We start from the raw sequence: 20,449 nt of genomic DNA on the forward strand, positions 1-20,449 counted from the left end.
CCTGGTGTCATTCTTTGGGAAGCGATTGGGTACTTTTGGAAGGCGCAGAGATAGTTGCTGGTTGCAAACGACTGCGACTTTGGTCTGAAGGTGCATTCTGTTGTTTGCATATGAGTCAGCAGAGTGAGATGAATAAATAAACCGTATGACAGGGAGGTGCGTGATGGGCAAGTGGCTTGGCAAGGTGTTGCTGATATCTGGATGGCTCGTGTCGGGTATGGTGTTGGCGGAGGAGCCCTTCTTCAGAATTGCGGGGGCGGGGTGCTGCAATGGCAAGGGGGAGGTGGTGCTGACCCGTGCCGAGTTTGAGGCCTTGCCGCAGACGGAGGTTAAGACAGGGACGCCCTGGACCGAGGGGGAGCACCTCTATCGCGGGGTGTTGCTGCGGGACCTGGTCAGGATCTACGGTCTCAAGAGCCAGGAGGTCAAGGCCCTCGCGGTCAATGAATACTGGGCCGCACTGCCGCTGGAAGACGGGGAGAAGTACCCGGTGCTGGTGGCCGAGAAACAGGATGGCAAGGCTCTGACTCTGCGCAACAAGGGGCCGCTCTGGGTCATTTATCCCCTCACCGACCATCCCGAACTCAACAAGGAGCTCTATCACAGCCGGATGGTGTGGCAGCTGACGGCGCTGGAGAGCAAATAAGATGCTGCGCGGCAAGTTCTTGAGCCTGATCCTGATGGTGACCACCTTTTTGGGGGTGACCCTCTGGTCGGTCTGGAACTATGACCGCGCGTTCAATGCGGTGACGCGCTACACCCAGCTCTCCGCCTGGGCACTGGCCCAGCTCGAGCTGGAGATCCACGCCTTCGAGGAGGGCTTGCAGCTCTATCGTGCCGGTGCCGCCAGCCGGGAGGAGATGAACAAGCGCTTTGACATTGCCTGGAACCGGCTCGATGTCTTCCTGCACGGGGAGGAGGCAAAGTCGGTCAGGGCCCGATTCGGTGCGGACAAGGCGGTCGGCAAGATCCTCGCTCTCTTCGAACGCTATGAGCAGGATGTGGTGCAAGGGGAGCCGAATTCCCCTGCACTCAAGATGTTCACGGCCGCGCTCGATGACGAGATGCGCGGGGTGCGGGACGTGATGGTGAAAAACTTCACCGGGCCTTCTGCCATCGCCCAGCGCGAGCTGCTCAACGAGTCGAAAACCCAGAACTTCTTCATCCTGGGATTTCTGATGCTGGCGACCATGGTGATGTTGATGGTGCTGTTTCGCGAAGTGCGTCGCCAGCATTTTCTGGCGTGGAACGACCCTCTCACCCGTCTCCCCAACCGGGCGGCGCTCATCAAGCACCTCCAACAGTGGACCAGCCATCCCGGTCGGCGCAGCAGCATCACCGTCTGTCTCATGGATCTGGGGCATTTCAGGGAGGTCAATGACAGTCTGGGTTACGAAGTGGGGGACGCCTTGCTCAAACGGCTTGCGGCGCGGATCAAGGCCGCCTCTGGCCAGGGGATCTTCGCTGCCCGTACCGGCAGTGACGAGTTCACCCTCATCATCACCGGCACCATGCCCACCTATCTGCGCTTCCCGTTTCTGGAGCAACTGCGCAGCGAGCTGGCGGATCTGGTGTTTGCTGCCGATCCGGCGCACCGGGTCCGGGTCTTCATGGGCACCAGCCAGTACGTGAAACCGGATCATTCACCGGAAGAGATGCTGTTGTTTGCCGATATCGCCCTCGACAGCGCCAAGCGCAAGCGGCTGAATCGCAATGTGCTCTTCTCCAGCAGCATGTATCAGCACTATCAGCGCAAACGCCGGCTGTCGACCGAGCTGCGGGAGCTTATCCACTGCCCGCAATGCCCGCAACTGGCCCTTTACTATCAGCCCATCGTGCGCGGCCAGAGTGTGGTGAGGCTGGGGGCGGAGGCGCTGATACGCTGGCATCATCCGGAATATGGCTTTATTGCCCCCCTCGACATCATCTCGCTGGCAGAAGAGAACGGGTTGGGTGAGGCGCTGGGGGGCTGGATCATCCGGCGCATGCAGCTCGATCTGTCCGGCTTCCCGAAGGAGGTGCTAGCACCGCTCGAGATCTCCATCAACCTCTCCAACTCCATGTTCAACATGGGGTTGGCCAGGGAGATTGAAGAGAAGATGAGTGACGGTCCGTTGGGACTGCACCAGTTGATAGTGGAGCTGACCGAAACCATCGCCCTCGATGACATCGCCCTGAGCAAGCAGATCATCCACTCCCTGCGCCAGATAGGGGTACGGGTGGCCCTCGATGACTTCGGAACCGGCTGGTCCTCGTTCTCTTACCTGCGTGAACTCTATTTCGACAAGCTCAAGATAGACAGATCCTTTATCACCGCGATCGACAGTGACACCCGGCAGGCGCTCTTCGTCGAAACCATCACCACCCTCTCTCATCAGTTGGGGGTGCGCGTCGTGGCGGAAGGGGTGGAAAACAGCGATGAGCTCAAGGCGGTGCTCACCATAGGGGTGGATGAGATCCAGGGTTATTTCTACTCGCGTCCCTTGCCGCTGCCGGAGTTCATGCAGTTCTGTCACCGCTATTTCGCCCACAGCGCCGCCATTCAGGAAGTGGCACTGGGCTAGCCTTGGGGCAATCGAGCTCCTGTAGCCTTGTCTTCGAGTCCCTCTGTTCGATCGTTCCTGGTTGATATTTCATCCCGACACCTTTCTCCCATGGCAGGAGCGCTCATGACGCGGTTTTCTTGTGCCTCCTGCCAGAACGAGGGTGCGAGAGGACAGGCCCGGTGCTACCTTGTGCCACGAACAGTGCCACAGGGCAGAGGAGCCAAAGATGGATCGCTTGGGGGTGATGGAGGTGTTCGTGCTGGCGGTGGAGACCGGCTCGTTTTCGGCGGTGGCCCGCCGACTGGGGATGGGGCAACCCACGGTTTCCAGATTGATTGCCCAGCTTGAGGCGCACCTTGGCAGCCGCCTGTTGCTGCGTTCGACCCGGGGGCTGGCGCCCACCGAGGCCGGAGAGGCCTACTATCTGCGGGCGAGAGAGATCCTGGCCCAGGTCAACGAGGCCGATGCCATGGTGCAGCAATGCCGGGCGGGCCTGAGCGGGCGTCTGCGGGTGAGCGCTCCCGTCACTTTCGCCCGCCTGCATATCATTCCCCATCTTGCCGGTTTTCTGGCGGCTCACCCGGGACTGGATCTGGAGATCCTGCTGGATGACGGCAATGTGGATCTCATTTCGGCGGGCATCGAGGTGGCTCTGCGGATCGGCAAACAGGCCGACTCGTCGCTGGTCGCCCGCTGCCTCGCCCGAAGCGACATGCGGGTGCTGGCGACGCCGGCCTATCTGGCCGCCAAAGGAGAGCCTGAGACCCCTCAGGCTCTGCAACAGCATGATCTGGTGCTTTACAGTCCACGGCCCGGAGTGGGGCAGCAGTGGCGATTTCGCCGCGGCGTCGAAGAGAAGGTGGTTTCCGGAGAAGGCAGGCTGATGGTCTCGGCGGCCGAAGGCATGCGCGCCGCCGTATTGGCAGGACTGGGGCTTGGTATCGCCTCGGAGTGGATGTTTGCCCCCGAGCTTGCCCGCGGCGAGGTGGTGGCGGTGCTGCCCGAGTGGCAACTGCCCATGCAGGAGCTCTGGACCCTGCTCCCGGCAGGTCGCCAGCCTGGTGCCAAGGCGAGCGCCTTTCTGGCATTCGTGACCGGCCTGCCCGGGGTGGGGCATGCACCAGCGGAATAACTGTTATGGTCTCCACCGCTCTACTGGTGGCGACGTTCCCCGGGTAGGCTGTGCGCATGGGGCCCGTATCCTGGCGGGAGCCCTTCTACCACGAGGAGAAGATCATGAGTACATCGCCTTCTGCCGGAGGGGCCGCAACCCCCGGCCCCTCCCTGCTCTTCGCCATGGCCCTGTCATGCGGCCTGGCAGTTGCCAACATCTACTACAACCAGCCCATGCTGGCGGTGATGGCGCAGGACTTTCCCGGGCACTCGGGCATGCCATTGATCGCCATGCTGACCCAGCTCGGCTATGCCATGGGTCTGCTTTTGCTGGTGCCGCTTGGCGATGTAGTCGAGCGCCGCTGGCTCATTCCGGGGCAGTTTGCACTGATCGCGCTGGCTTCCCTGCTGGCGGCCACGGCCACGAGTGCCACCACCTTGATGCTGGCCTCCGTCCTGCTCGGCATCGGGGCCACGGCGGCCCAGCAGATAGTTCCGGTGGCGGCGACCCTGGCAGATCCCGCCCGCCGGGGTGCCGTGGTCGGCAGCGTGATGAGCGGCCTGCTGGCCGGAATACTGCTCAGCCGCACCGTCGCTGGCCTGGTCACCGCTTATGGCAGTTGGCGCGCCATGTTCTGGCTGGCCATTCCCCTGGCCCTGTCGGGGGCTCTGCTGATGGCCAGGATGATACCGTCCGGATTGCCGCGCTCTCCCCTCGGTTATGGCCGTCTGCTTCACTCTCTGGTCGGTCTGTGGCGCGAGGAGCCCGCCCTACGCCGCGCGACCCTGACCCAGGCCTTGCTGTTTGCCTCCTTCAGCGCCTTCTGGACCGTGCTGGCGTTCTACCTGGCCGAACCTGCCTATGGGTTGGGGGCCGACATGGCGGGTCTGTTCGGGGTCATCGGGGTGGCTGGGGTGGTTGCGGCCCCTCTGGCAGGCCGGATGGCGGATCGGTTGGGGGCCAGACCAGTGGTATTGGCCGGTGCCGTGCTGGTGGTGCTTGCCTGGATCTGCTTCGAGCTGTGGCTCTCTCTGGCCGGGCTGGCGTGCGGGGTCATCTTGCTGGATCTCGGCGTGCAGAGCGCACTCATCGCCCATCAGCAGCGCATCTATGGTCTGAGACCTGAGGCCAGGGGGCGCATCAATACCCTCTTCATGACCGGCATGTTCCTGGGGGGAACCCTCGGCTCCAGCCTGGGGATGCTGGTCTGGCAACAGGGACACTGGCTCGGGGTGGGAGCAGCCGGCATGGGGTTGGCCCTGGTGGCCTGTCTCTGCGCCCTGGCCGGCAGGCGGGGGCTGCAACCGGCCATCTGAGGCATGTGCAAGACAAGAAAGGCGACCTCGGGGTCGCCTTTTGTCTGTCTGCTCGGGATGGTCTCAGAGCACCATGGCGGCAATCCAGCCGAAGATCACTAGGGGGATGTTGTAGTGGATGAAGGTTGGCACCACGCTGTCCCAGATGTGGTCGTGCTGACCGTCGGCATTGAGGCCCGATGTGGGGCCGAGCGTCGAGTCGGAGGCGGGGGAGCCCGCGTCCCCCAGCGCGCCCGCGGTGCCCACCAGGGCGATGGTCGCCATGGGCGAGAAGCCGAGGTGGATGCACAGGGGCACATAGATGGTGGCGATGATGGGCACGGTGGAGAAGGAGGAGCCGATCCCCATGGTGATGAGCAGGCCCACCAGCAGCATCAGGAAGGCCGCCAGTCCCTTGTGACCGGCCATCATGGTGGAGACGGACTGCACCAGACTCTCCACCCCGTGGGTCTCCTTCATGACGGCGGCGAAGCCTGCGGCCGAGATCATGATGAAGCCGATGAGGGACATCATGCGCACACCCTGGGTGAAGGCATCCTGGCTCTCGCGGCATTTGATGACGCCGCCGCAGGTGAAGATGATGAAGCCTGCGAGTGCCCCCAGCACGATGCTGTTGGTCATCAGTTGCAGGCCGAGTGCCACGGCGATGGCCAGCAGGGCGACCCAGATGTGGTTGAGATTGAGCTCGACCGTCTCGGGTTCGGCGGCCAGGATCTTCTCCAGATCATACTGACGCGGCTTGCGGTAGCTGAAGAAGACGGCGATGAGCAGGCCGAGGAACATGCCGAATACCGGGATGGCCATCGCCAGGGGCAGTTGGCTGAATTCCACCGGTACGCCGTTGTCGACGAGATTCTTGGCCAGGATGTTGTTCAGGAAGATGCCGCCAAAGCCCACCGGCAGCAGCATGTAGGTTGCGGTCAGGCCGAAGGTGATGACGCAGGCCACCTGACGGCGGTCTATCTGCATCTGGGCCATGACATGCAGCAGCGGCGGGATCAGGATGGGAATGAAGGCGATGTGCACCGGGATCAGGTTCTGGGAGGAGATGGAGACCGCGAGCACCGAGGTGAGCAGCAGGCTCTTGACCCAGAGAATGCGGGTGCTGCTGGCATCCTTGCCGAGCTGGTTGATGACCTTGCGGGCCAGCAGATCGGTGATGCCGGAGCGGGAGATGGCTACCGCGAAAGCCCCCAGCATGGCGTAGGAGAGGGCGATTTCTGCACCGCCGCCCAGGCCGCCGGTGAAGGTGCTGAGGGTCTGCTCGAGGGAGAGTCCACCGAGCAGGCCACCCACGATGGCACCGATGGCGAGGGAGACCACCACATTGATCCGCAGCAGGCTGAGCACCAGCATCAGCGCCACCGCGATAACAACAGGATTCATTTGATTTCCTTATGGATTGTGTTGCTGTCAGTCGTGTGAAAGCCAGCTAGTTTGCGAAAAACAGGCTAAATGTCGAGAAAAAAATCGGCAGATCCCGGCCAAGGGACGCATCTTCTGCTGGCGGTGAACGGGAACCGGGAAAATGGCCCTTCTTCCTTGCCCAGACAGGTCCCCTCATGCAGACAGGCTGCCATGGGCAGCCTGTCTGGGCAGGGGCTGGGAGTGTTCAGCCCTCGTCTTCGGTGTCCGTCGTTTCATCCGGGTTGGCCAGAGGCCAGCCTCCCAGGCTCTTCCAGCGATTGACGATGTGGCAGAAGAGCTCTGTGGTGCGCTCGGTGTCGTAGAGGGCCGAGTGGGCCTCTTTGTTGTCAAAGGGAATATTGGCGCTCTGACAGGCCTTGGCCAGCACCGTCTGCCCCAGGGCAAGACCCGAGAGGGCGGCGGTGTCGAAGGTGGCGAAGGGGTGGAACGGATTGCGCTTGAGGCCGGCCCGCTCGGCGGCGGCCATCACGAAGCCGTGGTCGAAGGTGGCGTTGTGGGCCACTATGATGGCGCGACCACAATCCTGCTCCTTCATGCCCTTGCGCACCCCCTTGAAGATCTCGGTGAGTGCTTCCTTCTCGTCCACCGCGCCCCGCAGCGGGTTGAAGGGGTCGATGCCGGTGAACTCCAGCGCCGCTTTCTCCAGATTGGCGCCCTCAAAGGGCTGGACATGAAAATGGAAGATCTGGTCAGGGACGAGCCAGCCCTGCTCATCCATCTTGAGGGTGTGGGCGGCTATTTCCAGCAGGGCATCGGTCTTGGCATTGAATCCGGCGGTTTCAACATCGATGACGACGGGGTAAAAGCCGCGAAAACGGCCCTTGAGGGTGTGAACGGCGTCGGTCATGGTATCTCGGTCGGCGTGAAAGGAGGCGGCATTATGGCAAAAAAGCGGGCCCTTGTCCCTTATCTGCCGCCATGGGACGGCAAGAGGACCATTTTGAAACACCTGTGCTTATAATGGGCGACGTCAACCATGGAGGGAGAGGACGATGAAGAAGCTGGGATTGGCACACAAGATGATGTTGGTGGTCTGTCTGCCGCTGTTGGCCCTGCTGTTTTTCTCCGGCCGGTACGTCTATGAACGTTATCGGGTCGAACAGGAGATGAGCGGCGCCCTGGTCGCGCTGGCGGTGGTGAAGGAGGCGGCGCAGCTGGCCCATGAGCTGCAACGGGAGCGCGGCATGTCGGCCGGCTTCCTCGGCTCTGGCGGCAACAAGTTTCGCGATGCGCTGCCTGCCCAGCGCAAGGTGGTGGACAGTCTGTTGCAGCGTTTTCATCAGGATCCTGCCTTGCTGGCGCTGACCGAGGTGCAGCAGGGAGTGGCCGGACTCACTGCCATGCGTGAGCGGGTCAGCGCCCTGGGGGTCGAGGTGGCGGAACAGGTCGGCTTCTATACCCGCCTCGTGACCGCCTTGCTGGCGGTAGTGGACAAGATAAGCGTCGACAGCATGGATGCCACCATCGCCCTGCAGACCAATGCCTACGCCGCCTTCCTGCAGAGCAAGGAGCGTGCGGGGCTGGAGCGGGCGACGCTCAGCAACGTCTTTGGCCGTGACAGCTTCACGCCTGCGCTGTTGCAGCAGTTCATCTCCCTGCTGGCGGCCCAGAACACCTATCTCGAACGTTTCCAGGCGGTGGCGAGTCCAGCACAGCGTCAGTTGCTGAACGACAGCCTCGCCTCACCCGTGGTGGCCAAGGTGGCCGCCATGGAGAAACTGGCCCTGGACAAGGCGGCAAGCGGCGGTTTTGGCGTCGATGCGGAGGCCTGGTTTGCCTTGAGTACCGACAAGATAGGCCTGCTCAAGGAGATAGAAGACAGCCTCTATCAGCAGCTCTTCGAGCGGGTGGAACAGATGCGGGTCGGGAGTGCCAGTGACTTCTGGTGGGGGGCGGCTGGCGTGTTGCTGTGCATCGTCCTGACCACCTTCGTCTGCTGGCGGGTGGTGCGGGATCTGCATCTGGGCTTCATGGCCCTGCACCAGACCTTCAAGCGCCTGGTGCAGGAGAACGACCTGACCGTGCGGGTCGACTGGCGATCCGGGGATGAGCTGGGGGCCCTGGCGCGGGATCTGAACCATTTCCTCGGGCACCTGGAGAGTTTGCTGCTGGCTGTGCGCCACTCCTGTGACGTGCTGATACGCAGCGCCGCCAGCTCGGCCGAGGTCATTGCCGAGGTGAATGCCGGCGTAGTCAGGGGATGCGGGCAGGTGGATCTGGTGGCGACTTCCGCCACCGAGATGGCATCGACTGTCGCGGAGATTGCCCGCAACGCAACCCAGACCTCCCAGGCGACTCAGCAGGCCATCGGCCGGGCGAAGCAGGGTGACAAGGAGGTGGATCAGACCATCCACACCATCCAGCAGGTGGCGGGTACCCTGAGTGATACCCAGCAACTTGTGGACAGCCTGCATCAGGATACCGAGTCGGTGGGCGAAGCGCTCAACCTCATCAAGCAGATCTCGGACAGAACCAACCTGCTGGCCCTCAATGCCGCCATCGAGGCGGCCCGTGCCGGTGAATCCGGGCGCGGCTTTGCTGTGGTGGCCGACGAGGTGAGAGCGCTTGCCTCCCGTACCCAGCAGGCGGCGGACGACATAGAGCGGATGCTGGGCCGCTTGCGCCAGGGGGCTAACGAGGCGGTGGCTGCCATGCACACGGGCACCGAACAGGCCGGCCTTAGCGTGACGGAGGCCAAGCGGGCGGGGAGCGAGCTGACCGACATCGTCAACGAGGTGCGCAAGGTGAGCGACATGACGGCCCAGGTGGCCACCGCCACCGAGGAGCAGCGTTATGTGACCGACGACATCCAGCAAAACGTGATGACTATCCGTGACGTGTATGAGACCCATCGCCAGCACTCCCATACCCTGCAACAACACAGTGCCGAACTGGATGCCCTGGCCCGGGATCTGGCGGGACGCATCGCCAGCTTCAAGCTGATGGCCCCTTCTTCCCCCCACTGAGCGTTTTGACCTAAAGCTTGTCCTGCCGCTGCCGATAGATAATTCGAGATAGTGTGGAGGACAAGCCGTTGAATGCTTGGGTGTTGGGGTTGATCAGCATATCAGTGAGTATGCAGCTGCAGGCGGGCGTGACCGAATTTGGCGCCGGTCTGGATCAATCCGTCTGGCGTCTGACCTCTGATACCCAGGTGGAGTGCAGGTTGGAGCATCCTATTCCCCGCTGGGGAACCGGGGCCTTTGTCAGCCGGGCCGGGCGCAAGATCAATCTGGATTTCGAGCTCAAGGGGCAGCGACCCCAGGCGCGTACCCAGACAGTGAGCCTCGGGATCATGCCCCCCAGCTGGCGTCCCGGGGTGGCCGGGCGACAGATCAGCCAGTTGCAGTTCTATCAGCAGTTTGACGGCCTGGTGGCGGGGCAGACCGCCTGGACCATGCTGGACGAGCTGGAAGGAGGGCGTATGCCGACTTTCCAGTATCGCGACTGGTATCGTCAGGACAGGCCGGTGCGGGTATCGCTCTCGTCGGTCAATTTCAGGGTGAAGTACCAGGCGTTCATGGACTGCCTGAGTGGCTTGCTGCCCTACAGCTTCAACGACATCGCCTTCAGCGTGCTCTCCTATGACAAGAACAGCGATCAGTTGTCACCGGCCTCCAAGCGGCGGCTGGCGATGATCGGTGACTATGTGAAGGCAGACAAGAGCATCGATGTGGTGGTGATCGACGCCTACAGCGACAGCTATGGCGGCCGCTGGCCAAACCAGAAGCTCTCCGAGAAGCGGGCGGATGCCATCAAGCAGGTGTTTGTGGATCTCGGCATCGAGGAGGGCAAGATCTCGGTGGAAGGGCACGGTGAGAAACAGCACGTGGCCTCCAACGAAACGGAAGCTGGCCGAGCCAAGAACCGCCGGGTGGTGATCAACATGGGACGCAACGGCACTATCTGATCCCGATGAGTCATCGAGAGGGGCGGGATTTTCGCTGTAGTCAGGAATAAAAAATGCCAGTCGGCGAACCGACTGGCATTTTTTTCACGGGTATCCGGGATTACTTGGCCAGGGATTCCGGCAGGTTTTCACGGATCTTGCCGAGCATCTCTTTCAGCACGCGGGGGTTGGCTACCACGATGTTGCCGGAGTTTTCGTAGTTGTGACCACCGACGAAGTCGGTGACGATGGCGCCGGCTTCTTTGGCCAGCAGCTCACCGGCGGCGGTGTCCCAGGGTTTCAGGCCGATTTCCCAGAAACCGTCGACGCGGCCAGCGGCCACATAGGCGAGATCCAGCGCGGCGGAGCCAGCACGGCGGATATCGGCACACTCGATGAACATGCTCTGGAACATCTTCAGGTAGGGTTCGATGTGGTGCTTCTGCTTGAACGGGAACCCGGTGGCCAGGATAGTGCCGGAGAGCTCTTTGGCCTTGCCGACACGAATACGGTAGCCGTTCAGCTGGGCGCCGCTGCCACGGGTGGCAGTGAACAGCTCGTCACGGATGGGATCGTAGACAACGGCTTGTTCGGTCTTGCCCTTGACGCGCAGAGCGATGGAAACGGCAAAGTGCGGAATGCCCTTGACCAGGTTGGTCGTGCCATCCAGTGGGTCGATGATCCATTGGTAGTCCGGATTGGTACCGGCAATCTCACCAGACTCTTCAGCAACGATACTGTGTTCCGGGTAAGATTTTTTGATGGTGTGAATGATGGCCGCTTCGGCGTCACGGTCAACGTTGGTCACGAAGTCATTGCTGCCTTTCTGGATAACCTCGATGTTCTCGGGTTGAGAAAAGGCTTTTACTACTACTTGACCGGCGTTGCGCGCAGCGCGCACGGCGATATTCAGCATCGGATGCATAGGTTCACCACTGGATGTTAAAGAACGGGGGATAAAAGGACGCGACATCTTACCAAGATATTCGGGAATAGCAACTGCTATGCCCTCATTCGGTCAGGGTGGTGACTGACAGATCTGACGGCTCCAATAAAGACCTGTAATCAACTAGTCTTATCGCGACAGCCGGATAACAGGCTGTGGTGAGCATAGGGATATGAGCCATGAATCTGTCATTAGTCAGTCAGAAACCGTCGTCGCGGACGACTCTGGGTGTGTTGGCCGCACTGCGTGCCGCCAGCGAAGAGAGCGATTATGTCACCGAGGTCCGGGTGGCGCAGCCCCAGCAGTGGCAACCGTCGAAGGACGAAGCGGCGATACTGCTGCTGGAAGAAGAGGGCGCTGCTTGGCCTGTTCCGCTCTGGCCAGCAGGAGGCAGTACACTGGGATTGCCGGTGCTTCCCCTGTTGGTGCATCGACAGTATGAACATGCTCCACAGGGGCCGGATGTTCGGGATCCGCATTTTTATTTCGTCTCCAACGGTATTCTGCTGGATGAGGCCGAACTGGCGGATCCTGCCTGCAGCCTGGTGCTGCAAAGCAAGTTTGAATCCTATTTCCCGCTGCTTTCCCGTCTTATTTTGCTGCGCCAGCGCCAACCAGGGGTACTGAGCAGCTAATCATCTCCCCCTCGATGCGGGCTGTTCAAGCGGCACAATATTTGTCATAACTGACCGACATTGTGCCGCTTTGCTATGGCCTGTGCAGCAGCTCACCGTGTGTTCGTCGACGGAGGTGACATGAAGGTTTATGAGCTGAGACGAGCCCCCAATGCCCGTCGGGTCAGAATGTTTCTGGCGGAGAAGGGGATCGAGATGGACTATCAGCAGGTCGATCTGGGGGCGGGGGAAAACCTGGTGCCCGCCTTTTTGACCAAGAACCCGGCCGGGCGCATTCCTGTACTGGAACTCGATGACGGAACCTGTCTGAGTGAAACCCTGGCCATCTGCCGCTATTTTGAAGAGCTTCATCCCGAACCGAACCTGTTTGGCAGCACCGCGCTGGAGCGCGCCACCATAGAGATGTGGAGTCGCTTCATCGAGTTCAACCTCTGGCTGCCGACCGGTATGGCGTTTCGTCATATCACCGGTTTTTACAAAGACCGGGAGCGGGTCTTCCCCGAATGGGGGGAGGAGTGCAAGCAACAGGCTCAGACCTGGTTTGACAAGCTTGATGCCCGTCTTGCCGAGGTGCCCTATATTGCGGGGGAACGCTTCACCATCGCTGACATTCTTGCCCTCTGTACCATTGATTTTGGCAAGGTGGTCGGCCTGCGCATCACCCCCGAACAGCCCCATTTGCAGGACTGGCATGACCGGGTGAGTGCCCGGTCCAGCGCCCAGGCCTGATCCTTTCCTCTGAACGTTCAAGGAGTCCAAGATGATAGAGTTGTACACTGCCGCCACGCCCAACGGGTTCAAGGTGTCGATCGCCCTCGAAGAGCTGGGGCTGCCCTACAAGGTCATTCCCCTTGATTTCGCGACCATGGAGCAGAAGAAGCCCGAGTTCCTGGCCATCAACCCCAATGGCCGCATCCCGGCCATCGTCGATCGGGACAATGGTGACTTCGCAGTGTTCGAGTCCGGCGCCATCCTTCTCTATCTGGCGGAAAAAACCGGCAAGTTGCTGCCACAGGATCCCAAGCGCCGCTCCCAGGCCATCCAGTGGCTGATGTTCCAGATGGGGGGCGTCGGTCCCATGATGGGGCAGGCCAACGTCTTCTATCGCTATTTCCCCGAGAAGATCCCGGCCGCCATCGAGCGTTACCAGAAGGAGGGGCGACGCCTGTTCGAGGTGCTCGACGGTCATCTGGCACACCATGAGTATCTGGCAGACGAGTACAGCATCGCCGACATCGCTACCTGGCCCTGGGTGCGCATCCACGACTGGAGTGGTATCTCCATCGAGGGGTTGGTGCATTTGCAGGCCTGGATGGCACGCATGGAAGCCAGGCCCGCCTGCCAGAAGGGCATCACCATTCCACCGCGCAATGAGAGCCCCGAGGATCAGGTCAAGCGGGCGCAGCAGATGGTGACTCGCTGACACCATCATGATGGCCCTGACGGGCCATCTTTTTTATTCCCCTTTGACTCCCCGTTGTTTGACGATCTGCATCGCAGTCGCTTTTTGTCTTTCAAATAAGCCATTTATCAAAAATCAAAAGTCATTCTCCCTGATTAATTGTTATGTTATAACGCCACCTCTTTGGTTGATGAACATGAAGCTTGGATGGAAAGGATGACAAAAAAATGCACCGCAGCCGGGTGGTTCGCCCTGGCTCTGATGGCAGGAACGACAGCAGTCGACGGCAAACCGCTTGCCATGGTGGGGCCCTGGGAGATCCACAGTGTCGACCCCGCCAGCAACGGGGTCTTCTTTACTCGCATGCAGGTGGCGGAGACCCTGGTAGATGTCGATGGGAAAGGCAATCTGCAACCCGGGCTTGCCAGTGAGTGGTCGCGTAGCGATGACGGTCTGCAGTGGCAATTCACGTTGCGCCCCGGGGCCCGTTTTCACGATGGCAGCGAGGTGAGCGCCGAGCAGGCCGCTTTTGCCCTGCAACAGGCCTGGCGCAAGCCCGGCGTGATGACCAGTGCTCCCATTGCGTCCATCGGGTCTGGAGATGGCGTCTTGAAGGTCACCCTGAGCGAACCCTTCGCCTCCCTGCCGGCCGTGTTGGCCCACCCCAGCACCCAGATCCTGGCGAAGGCCGCCTACGATGCCAAGGGAGAGGTAACCCAGGTGATAGGCTCTGGCCCCTACCGCATCACCCGCCTGCAACAACCCCAGCGGATAGAGACTGTGCGTTTCGACGGCTGGCAGGGGGCCAGGCCCGCAATCGAGGAGGTCAGCTACCTGACGGTGGGGCGCGCAGAGAGCCGCACCCTGATGGCCGAGAGCGGTCAGGCCGACATCGCCTGGGGGCTGGATCCGGTCAGCATCCGCCGCTTGCAGCAGGCGTCACGGGTCTCCATCGCCTCGGTCACCCTGCCACGGACCATCCAGCTCAAGCTCAATGGCGCCGATCCCCGTCTGAGCGATCCGGTGGTGCGCCGTGCCCTGAGTCTCGCCATCGATCGTCGTGGTATGGCAGCCGCCCTGCTGCGGGATCCAGAGATGGCGGCAACCCAGCTCTTTCCTCCCACTCTGGGGGAGTGGCACCAGCTCGGGTTGACGCCGCTTGCCTATGACATCAAGGCGGCCCGGGCGGCCTTCGCGGCGGCAGGCTGGCAGCCGGGGGAGGACGGTGTGCTGCGCAAGGGGGAAGAGCGCTTCGCCCTGACCCTGCGTACCTTCCCTGACCGTCCGGAGCTGCCGCTCCTCGCCACGGCACTGCAGGCGCAGTGGAAGGCGGTAGGGGTGGAGCTCAAGGTGGCGGTGGGCAACTCGAGCGAGATCCCGGCGGGCCATCAGGACGGCTCCCTCCAGCTTGGTCTCTACGCCCGCAATTATGCCCTGGTACCGGATCCCCTGGTCACGTTGCTGGGGGACTTGGCCCCTGCCGGTGCGGACTGGGGGGTGATGAACTGGCACTCCCCAGCTATGACGCAAACACTGACCCGCCTTGCCACGCAAGCCTTGTCGCCCACAGACGCCGCCGCGGCTCGCCGGGAGATAGCCACGACATTGCAACAGGAGTTGCCGCTCCTGCCCATCGCCTGGTACCGCCAGAGCGCGGCGGTCAGTCGGGGGCTGGAGGGATTTGAACTCGATCCCCAGGAGCGCAGCTATGGCCTGGACAAGTTGACATGGAGCGCACGATGACAGCGACACCCTTGTCTCGCGTCATGGGGATACTGGGTCAGCGTCTGGTGCAGGCGCTGGTGGTTGCCCTGCTGGTGGCCGGACTCTGTTTTCTGATGGTGCAGTCCCTGCCCGGAGACATCGCCTTTCGCATCGCGGCGGGTCGTTATGGCTATGACTATGTCACCGCCGAGGCGGCCAACGCGGTGCGCAGTGAGCTGGGGCTGGCCGGCTCGGCCCTTGCCCGTTTTGGCGACTGGCTGTGGGCCTTGCTGCAAGGGGATCTCGGCAGCTCCCTGGTGACGGGCGCACCGGTCGCCACCGACGTGGGTCATCACCTGGGCGCCACCCTGACGCTCGCGAGCGCCTCCGTGGTGCTGGCGCTGGTGGTGGCGCTGCCGCTTGGCAGCCTGAGTGCGCTGCGCCCGGGGGGATGGTGTGATCGCCTGACCCTGGGCTGGAGCGTGCTGATGCGTGCGTTGCCCCCCTTCTTGCTCGGCCTGGTGCTCATGGTGATGCTCTCGGTGGAGCTGGGTTGGGTCAGTGCGGCAGGGCACGGGGAGGGGAGCAACCTGCTGCTGCCCGCCCTGACCCTGGGATTGGGGCTCTCCGGCGTGCTCTCCCGGGTGGTGCGTGAAAGCGTGCTCACCGTGGTGCAGTCCGGTTATTACCGATTTGCCCTCACCAAGGGGCTTTCGCCGGCCCGGGTTTTCTGGCGTCACGGTCTGCGCAACACCGGGGTCAGCATCATCACCTATACCAGCGTGCAACTGGTGCTGCTCATCGAGGGGGTCGTGGTGGTCGAGAGCCTGTTTGCCTGGCCCGGGATCGGCCATGCGCTGGTGCACGCCATCTTCTGGCGCGACATCCCCATGGTTCAGGGGACAGTGCTGGTGCTGGCGGTGCTCTTCGTGCTGCTCAATACCCTCACCGATCTGCTTTGTCTTGCCATTGACCCCCGCGGTCCCAAGGAGTCCTGATCATGTCGTTGTCTGTCAAAACGGGGCTGGGCCTGCTCCTGCTGGTGGTGCTGTTTGCCCTGCTGGGCCCCGTGCTCTGGCCCGATCCGGCGGCTCAGGATCTGGCACAGTTTCTGGCTGATCCCTCCTGGCAGGAGCCCCTCGGGCGGGATCAGATGGGGCGCAGCCTGATGGCGCGCCTCGCGGCGGCGACCCGGCTCTCCCTGCTGTTGGGACTGCTGTGCGTCATCACGGCGGCGCTGCTGGGCTCATTGCTGGGCTGGCTTTCGGCCTGGCGCGGCGGCTGGGTCGACGGTCTGTTGCGCAGCCTGGCCGACGGCGTGCTGGCCCTGCCAGGCCTGTTGCTGGTGCTGCTCTTCTCCGCCATGGCCCAGGGTGGCTTTGCCATCCTCTATCTCGGGTTGGCCATGGCCCAGTGGGTGGAGTATTACCGGGTGGTGCGTGCCCGCAGCCGGGGGCTGCTCGCCTCGCCCCAGGTGGAGGCGTCCCGTCTGCTGGGATTCGGCCATGCCCATGTGGTGCGGCGCCATCTCTGGCCCGAGCTCGCCCCCCAGTTGCTCACCATGATGGCCTTCGGCCTAGCGGGTGCCATTCTAACCCTCTCTACCCTGGGCTTTGTCGGCGTCGGCATTCAGCCGCCCACGCCGGAGCTGGGGCTGATGATGACGGAGGCGCTGCCCCACTATCAGGAGGCTCCCCGTCTGCTACTGGCCCCCATTCTTGTCATGGGGCTGATGTTGCTGGCCCTGGTGCTGCTTCATCAGACGCGCGGCCTTGACATGCCATCTTCACAAGGAGCCACCTCATGACGGCCATTAAAATCAAGGGGTTGCAGGTCGATGATGGCCAGAAAACCCTGTTGCAGGCGCTGGATTTCACCATTCATCCCGGCACCGCCCTGACCCTGATCGGGGAGAGCGGTTCGGGCAAATCCCTGTTGGCTCATGCCCTGATGGGGACCTTGCCAGCCCCTCTGACAGGCCGGGGTGAGATGGTGTCGGGTGGCCGCCATCACAACCTGGCCGACACGCCTCGCCTGCGCACTCTCTGGGGGCGGGAGCTGGCGATGTTGCCCCAGGAGCCGGTGCTGGCGCTGGATCCCACCATGGGGTTGCTTGCCCAGGTGGAGGAGGGGTGGCTGCCAGGGGGCAAGGAGGCCCGATCGCGGGCCCGCGCCGCCCTCGAGCGGCTTGGACTGGCCGGGCGGGAGGGCGCCTTTGTACACCAGCTCTCGGGAGGCATGGCCCAGCGTGCGGCCTTTGCCGCCGCCACCCTGGGGGAGGCCCGTCTGCTGGTGGCCGACGAGCCCACCAAGGGGCTCGACAGCCGGGCCGCAGCCAGGCTGGGTGCCTTGTTGCTGGGCTACCTGGCCCGTGGACGCCATCTGCTGACCATCACCCATGATCTCTCCCTGGCTCGCGCATTGGGGGGCTGGGTGCTGGTGGTCAAGGGAGGAGAGATCGTGGAGCAGGGGCCCGCCGAGCGTGTGCTGCACACGCCATCCCATGCCTATACCCGGGCCCTGCTGGCGGCGGAGCCCTCCGCCTGGCCCGAGGCGGCTGTCCCTCCCACCGGAGACTGGCTCATCCGCGGAAAGGGGCTTGCCATGGGATATGGGGAGCAACCCCTGTTCACGGGGCTCGACCTTGCCCTGGCGCAAGGGGAGCGAATGGCCATCATGGCGCCGAGCGGCGCGGGCAAGAGCACCCTCGGCAACGTGCTGCTGGGTCTGCAACGCCCCCTGCAAGGGGAGGTGCTGCGACGGGAAGGGGTAGCCCCCTGCCGCTGGCAGAAGCTCTATCAGGATCCGGTGCAGGCCTTTGCCAGCCGGGTGCGCCTCGCCACCCAGTTCGATGATGTGCTGCGTCTGCACAGGCTGCCTCGCCATCGGCTTGTCGACTATCTGGCCCGGTTGGGGCTGGATGAACGGCTGCTGACGCGCCTGCCAAACCAGGTCTCGGGAGGGGAGCTGCAGCGGCTGTCGCTTATCCGGGCCCTGCTGCTGCGCCCTGTGCTGCTGTTCGCCGATGAGCCCACGTCCCGGCTCGATCCCTTGAGCCAGCAACAGACCATCGCCTGTATGCTGGAGGAACTGGGAGAGATAGGCTGCGCCCTGCTGCTGGTGACCCATGACGAGGGGCTGGCCGGCAAGGTTGCCCCTCGTTGTCTGAGACTGGGGGAGGTAGGTTCCCCCATGTTCGAAGGCGCGTCGGCCGAGGTGAGAAGAGTGGGGTAAAGAGGGGACAGGATGAATCCTTCCCCCATGATGAGATGACAGTGACGGGGCCTTGGGCCCCGTCGCATTAGAAAAACTTGGGTAAGCAGATTATAAAGTTTCGTTCGTTTTTTGTGATATGAATCACTAAGATTGTCGTAAGCCAGAGAGCGTCCTGCTGCTGGCGGGTGCGGGTCCTCCGCCTTGTTCCTCTTCAACGACCTTTGTCAGACACCTCCTGCAGATCCCTGCCCGGAGGGTGGCGGCTTTTTGATCTTTTTCGGACGAGATATGTATCGGCACAGCTTCTATCCCCTGTTTTTCCTGACCATTCTGATGGTCGCCGTGGGTCAGATGACCCAGACCCTCTATGTGCCCTCCATTCCCATGATGGCGGGGGACTTCCATGTGGCCTCCGGCCAGCTGCAGGCGGTGATGGCCTGCTACCTCATTCCCTACGGCCTCTCCCAGTTCGTTTATGGCCCCTTGTCGGATCGCATCGGTCGTCGCCCTGTGCTCATCATCGGCATGATGATCTTCCTGGTCGGCACCCTCACCATCCAGCTGATCCCGAGCTTCACCGCCTTGCTGGCGGGCAGCCTGATCCAGGGGCTGGGCACCGGGGCAGGGGGCGCCATGAGCCGGACCGTGATGCGCGACCGTTACAGTGGCGCCGAGCTCAACCGTGCCAACAGCCTGGTAAGCATGGGCGTCATCTTCTCCCCTCTGTTGGCACCTGTGCTGGGCGGCTGGCTCACCGAGCTGTTCAACTGGCGTGCCGGCTACTGGTTCCTGTTCGGTTTTGGTGCCCTGACCACCCTGGCGCTGCTGGCCTGGTTTGGCGAGACGCTGCCAGCATCCGCCCGCCAGCATTCGCTGCGGGTGGGCGCCGCCTATCGTCATGTGCTCGGCAACCCGCGCTTTCAGGGCAACCTGCTCTGTCTGATGGCCACCTTTGCCGGCCTCGCGGTGTTCGAGGCGGCGGCCGGGGTGTTGCTGGGGGACGTGCTCAAGCTGAGTGCCCGCACCGTCAGCGTGCTGTTCGTGCTGCCGCTGCCCGGTTATCTGTTCGGCGCCTGGCTCTCCGCCAGACTGAGTTTTCGCCTGAGCCAGGGCAAGCTGATGCGCCTTGGCATCGCCTTCCTGGCCCTGGGGTCGCTCATCATCCTGGTACCCGGGCTGCTCGGCATGGTGAGCGCTGCCTCCCTGGTGGGCGGGGCTGCGGTCTACTTCATTGGCAGCGGCATTCTCTATCCGACCGCCACCTCCTGTGCCATCGAGCCCTTCCCGGGCCAGGCCGGCACTGCGGGAGCCGTGCTCGGGGGCATGCAGAATCTGGGGGCTGGCGTGGTAACCCTGCTGGCCGCCAGCTTCCCGATGACGGGGCAGGTGACCCTGGGGGCCATCATGACGGTGATGGTGCTGATCGTGGCCTTGAGCTTTGTGTGGCTGCGCCACCACGGCGCGCCCCACGAGCAGATGGCCGTCTGACACGGCCAAGAGCCCGCCCCGTTGGCGGGCTTTTTACTGCCTCCTGCCGGGTGGCGAGACGCCGCAGGCGAGTGGAAGGGAGTTGCCGCGCAGGCAAAGAAAAAGCCCGTCGTGATGACGGGCCTTTTTGGGTAGGTACCCCGGAGATGCCGTTGCCGGTTTGGGCCCTTGAACCGTCGGTTCAAGGCGGAGATCTAATCTGGCCGCAGGCTTCTCGGTCGGGCCGAGCATGCTCAATAGCCAGAAGGCAGACCCCCTGTTTGGTATGAATATCGGCTCGGGGACTTGAACCGGCTGACAAACACTCCAGGGAATTTCAAAACTCGGTGCGATTAGGGCTGTTGCGCCTCTTCGCTGGATTCACCGTATTGTCCGTGCTCGATCAAGGCGGCTTCGATGGTGCGTTGCAGCATCTTGATCCGCTTGTCCATGGTCTCAGAGTATTGGTGGTTTTTCTCTTTTTCAAGGCAGAGCTCATGACAGAAATTGAGCGCTGCCATGACGGCCAGCTGTTCGTTGCTGGAGACCTTGGAACGTTGACGAAGCTCGATGAGCTTGTCGGTCAGCTGGTCGGCGGCCTGGCGCAGGGCATCTTGTTGTCCCAGGGGACAGGACACCTTGTAGGGACGTCCCAGAATGACGATTTCTACGGCCTCTATGCTCATGCCTTCCTCAATACGGCGGGGCTGATTTCCGCCTTTATCCACGTGGACAACTGGGCGGGACTATATAGCGCAGATGCAGAAGTTTCAAGGCCTTGCTGGC

General features: G+C 62.5%; 18 protein-coding genes and 1 other RNA gene. 14 read left to right on the forward strand and 5 right to left on the reverse strand.

Annotated elements, in window-relative coordinates:
• Positions 1 to 163: 163 nt before the first annotated feature.
• The 4 genes from BN1120_RS16320 to BN1120_RS16335 all read left to right on the forward strand — a co-directional run bounded on the left by BN1120_RS16320 (position 164) and on the right by BN1120_RS16335 (position 4,976).
• Entirely contained in the window at positions 164 to 646 is a 483-nt protein-coding gene (locus BN1120_RS16320) for a putative pterin-binding protein (protein WP_039038761.1), read from the forward strand.
• A gap of 1 nt (position 647) precedes the next feature.
• The gene (locus BN1120_RS16325) at positions 648 to 2,564 is read left to right on the forward strand and encodes a putative bifunctional diguanylate cyclase/phosphodiesterase (protein WP_042016999.1); all 1,917 of its coding nucleotides are present in this window, start codon (positions 648 to 650) and stop codon (positions 2,562 to 2,564) included.
• A 208-nt stretch (positions 2,565 to 2,772) separates the two neighbouring features.
• Positions 2,773 to 3,678, forward strand: coding sequence for a LysR family transcriptional regulator (locus BN1120_RS16330; RefSeq protein WP_041214999.1), 906 nt, complete (start codon positions 2,773 to 2,775; stop codon positions 3,676 to 3,678).
• A gap of 104 nt (positions 3,679 to 3,782) precedes the next feature.
• Positions 3,783 to 4,976: an MFS transporter gene (locus BN1120_RS16335; protein ID WP_010675100.1), complete on the forward strand. Its 1,194-nt coding sequence runs from the start codon at positions 3,783 to 3,785 to the stop codon at positions 4,974 to 4,976.
• A gap of 63 nt (positions 4,977 to 5,039) precedes the next feature.
• Here BN1120_RS16335 and BN1120_RS16340 read toward each other — a convergent pair whose 3' ends face one another.
• Complete coding sequence (locus BN1120_RS16340) at positions 5,040 to 6,362, reverse strand: Na+/H+ antiporter family protein (protein ID WP_042017001.1); 1,323 nt, start codon at positions 6,360 to 6,362, stop codon at positions 5,040 to 5,042.
• Between the two features lie 226 nt (positions 6,363 to 6,588).
• On the reverse strand, positions 6,589 to 7,251 hold the full coding sequence (rnt, locus tag BN1120_RS16345; RefSeq protein ID WP_010675098.1) for a ribonuclease T: 663 nt from the start codon (positions 7,249 to 7,251) through the stop codon (positions 6,589 to 6,591).
• 145 nt (positions 7,252 to 7,396) lie between these two features.
• Between rnt and BN1120_RS16350 the strand changes: the two genes are divergently transcribed.
• Both BN1120_RS16350 and BN1120_RS16355 read left to right on the forward strand, forming a co-directional pair.
• Complete coding sequence (locus tag BN1120_RS16350; RefSeq protein WP_042017003.1) at positions 7,397 to 9,370, forward strand: methyl-accepting chemotaxis protein; 1,974 nt, start codon at positions 7,397 to 7,399, stop codon at positions 9,368 to 9,370.
• Positions 9,371 to 9,438: 68 nt separating this feature from the next.
• Positions 9,439 to 10,314: a flagellar protein MotY gene (locus BN1120_RS16355; protein WP_039038755.1), complete on the forward strand. Its 876-nt coding sequence runs from the start codon at positions 9,439 to 9,441 to the stop codon at positions 10,312 to 10,314.
• 100 nt (positions 10,315 to 10,414) lie between these two features.
• Here BN1120_RS16355 and suhB read toward each other — a convergent pair whose 3' ends face one another.
• Positions 10,415 to 11,218: an inositol-1-monophosphatase gene (suhB, locus tag BN1120_RS16360; RefSeq protein WP_039038754.1), complete on the reverse strand. Its 804-nt coding sequence runs from the start codon at positions 11,216 to 11,218 to the stop codon at positions 10,415 to 10,417.
• Positions 11,219 to 11,418: 200 nt separating this feature from the next.
• Between suhB and BN1120_RS20990 the strand changes: the two genes are divergently transcribed.
• The 8 genes from BN1120_RS20990 (at position 11,419) to emrD (ending at position 19,684) form a co-directional block, all read left to right on the forward strand.
• Positions 11,419 to 11,874 carry a hypothetical protein gene (locus BN1120_RS20990; protein ID WP_080768071.1) on the forward strand — a complete coding sequence of 152 codons (456 nt, stop codon included), beginning with the start codon at positions 11,419 to 11,421 and terminating at the stop codon, positions 11,872 to 11,874.
• Positions 11,875 to 11,994: 120 nt separating this feature from the next.
• Positions 11,995 to 12,603: a glutathione S-transferase family protein gene (locus BN1120_RS16370; protein ID WP_042017014.1), complete on the forward strand. Its 609-nt coding sequence runs from the start codon at positions 11,995 to 11,997 to the stop codon at positions 12,601 to 12,603.
• Between the two features lie 31 nt (positions 12,604 to 12,634).
• Positions 12,635 to 13,297, forward strand: a complete 663-nt coding sequence (locus BN1120_RS16375) for a glutathione S-transferase family protein (protein WP_041215003.1) — start codon at positions 12,635 to 12,637, stop codon at positions 13,295 to 13,297.
• Between the two features lie 195 nt (positions 13,298 to 13,492).
• The gene (locus BN1120_RS16380) at positions 13,493 to 15,019 is read left to right on the forward strand and encodes an ABC transporter substrate-binding protein (RefSeq protein ID WP_080768072.1); all 1,527 of its coding nucleotides are present in this window, start codon (positions 13,493 to 13,495) and stop codon (positions 15,017 to 15,019) included.
• Positions 15,016 to 15,978 carry an ABC transporter permease gene (locus BN1120_RS16385; RefSeq protein ID WP_042017019.1) on the forward strand — a complete coding sequence of 321 codons (963 nt, stop codon included), beginning with the start codon at positions 15,016 to 15,018 and terminating at the stop codon, positions 15,976 to 15,978. The genes BN1120_RS16380 and BN1120_RS16385 overlap by 4 nt, the downstream gene beginning before the upstream one ends.
• Before the next feature lie 2 nt (positions 15,979 to 15,980).
• Entirely contained in the window at positions 15,981 to 16,787 is an 807-nt protein-coding gene (locus BN1120_RS16390) for an ABC transporter permease (RefSeq protein ID WP_010675089.1), read from the forward strand.
• Positions 16,784 to 18,214: an ABC transporter ATP-binding protein gene (locus BN1120_RS16395; protein WP_042017021.1), complete on the forward strand. Its 1,431-nt coding sequence runs from the start codon at positions 16,784 to 16,786 to the stop codon at positions 18,212 to 18,214. The genes BN1120_RS16390 and BN1120_RS16395 overlap by 4 nt, the downstream gene beginning before the upstream one ends.
• A gap of 270 nt (positions 18,215 to 18,484) precedes the next feature.
• Positions 18,485 to 19,684, forward strand: coding sequence for a multidrug efflux MFS transporter EmrD (gene emrD, locus BN1120_RS16400; RefSeq protein WP_039038746.1), 1,200 nt, complete (start codon positions 18,485 to 18,487; stop codon positions 19,682 to 19,684).
• A 133-nt stretch (positions 19,685 to 19,817) separates the two neighbouring features.
• On the opposite strand, the gene ssrS is transcribed toward emrD, so the two are convergent.
• Both ssrS and zapA read right to left on the reverse strand, forming a co-directional pair.
• A non-coding RNA gene (gene ssrS, locus BN1120_RS20995) (6S RNA) lies at positions 19,818 to 20,000 on the reverse strand.
• A 16-nt stretch (positions 20,001 to 20,016) separates the two neighbouring features.
• A complete protein-coding gene (zapA, locus tag BN1120_RS16405; protein WP_010675086.1) occupies positions 20,017 to 20,349 on the reverse strand; it encodes a cell division protein ZapA in 333 nt (110 codons plus the stop codon).
• Positions 20,350 to 20,449 lie beyond the last annotated feature (100 nt).

Source organism: Aeromonas caviae (assembly GCF_000819785.1).
GTDB classification, from domain to species: domain Bacteria; phylum Pseudomonadota; class Gammaproteobacteria; order Enterobacterales; family Aeromonadaceae; genus Aeromonas; species Aeromonas caviae.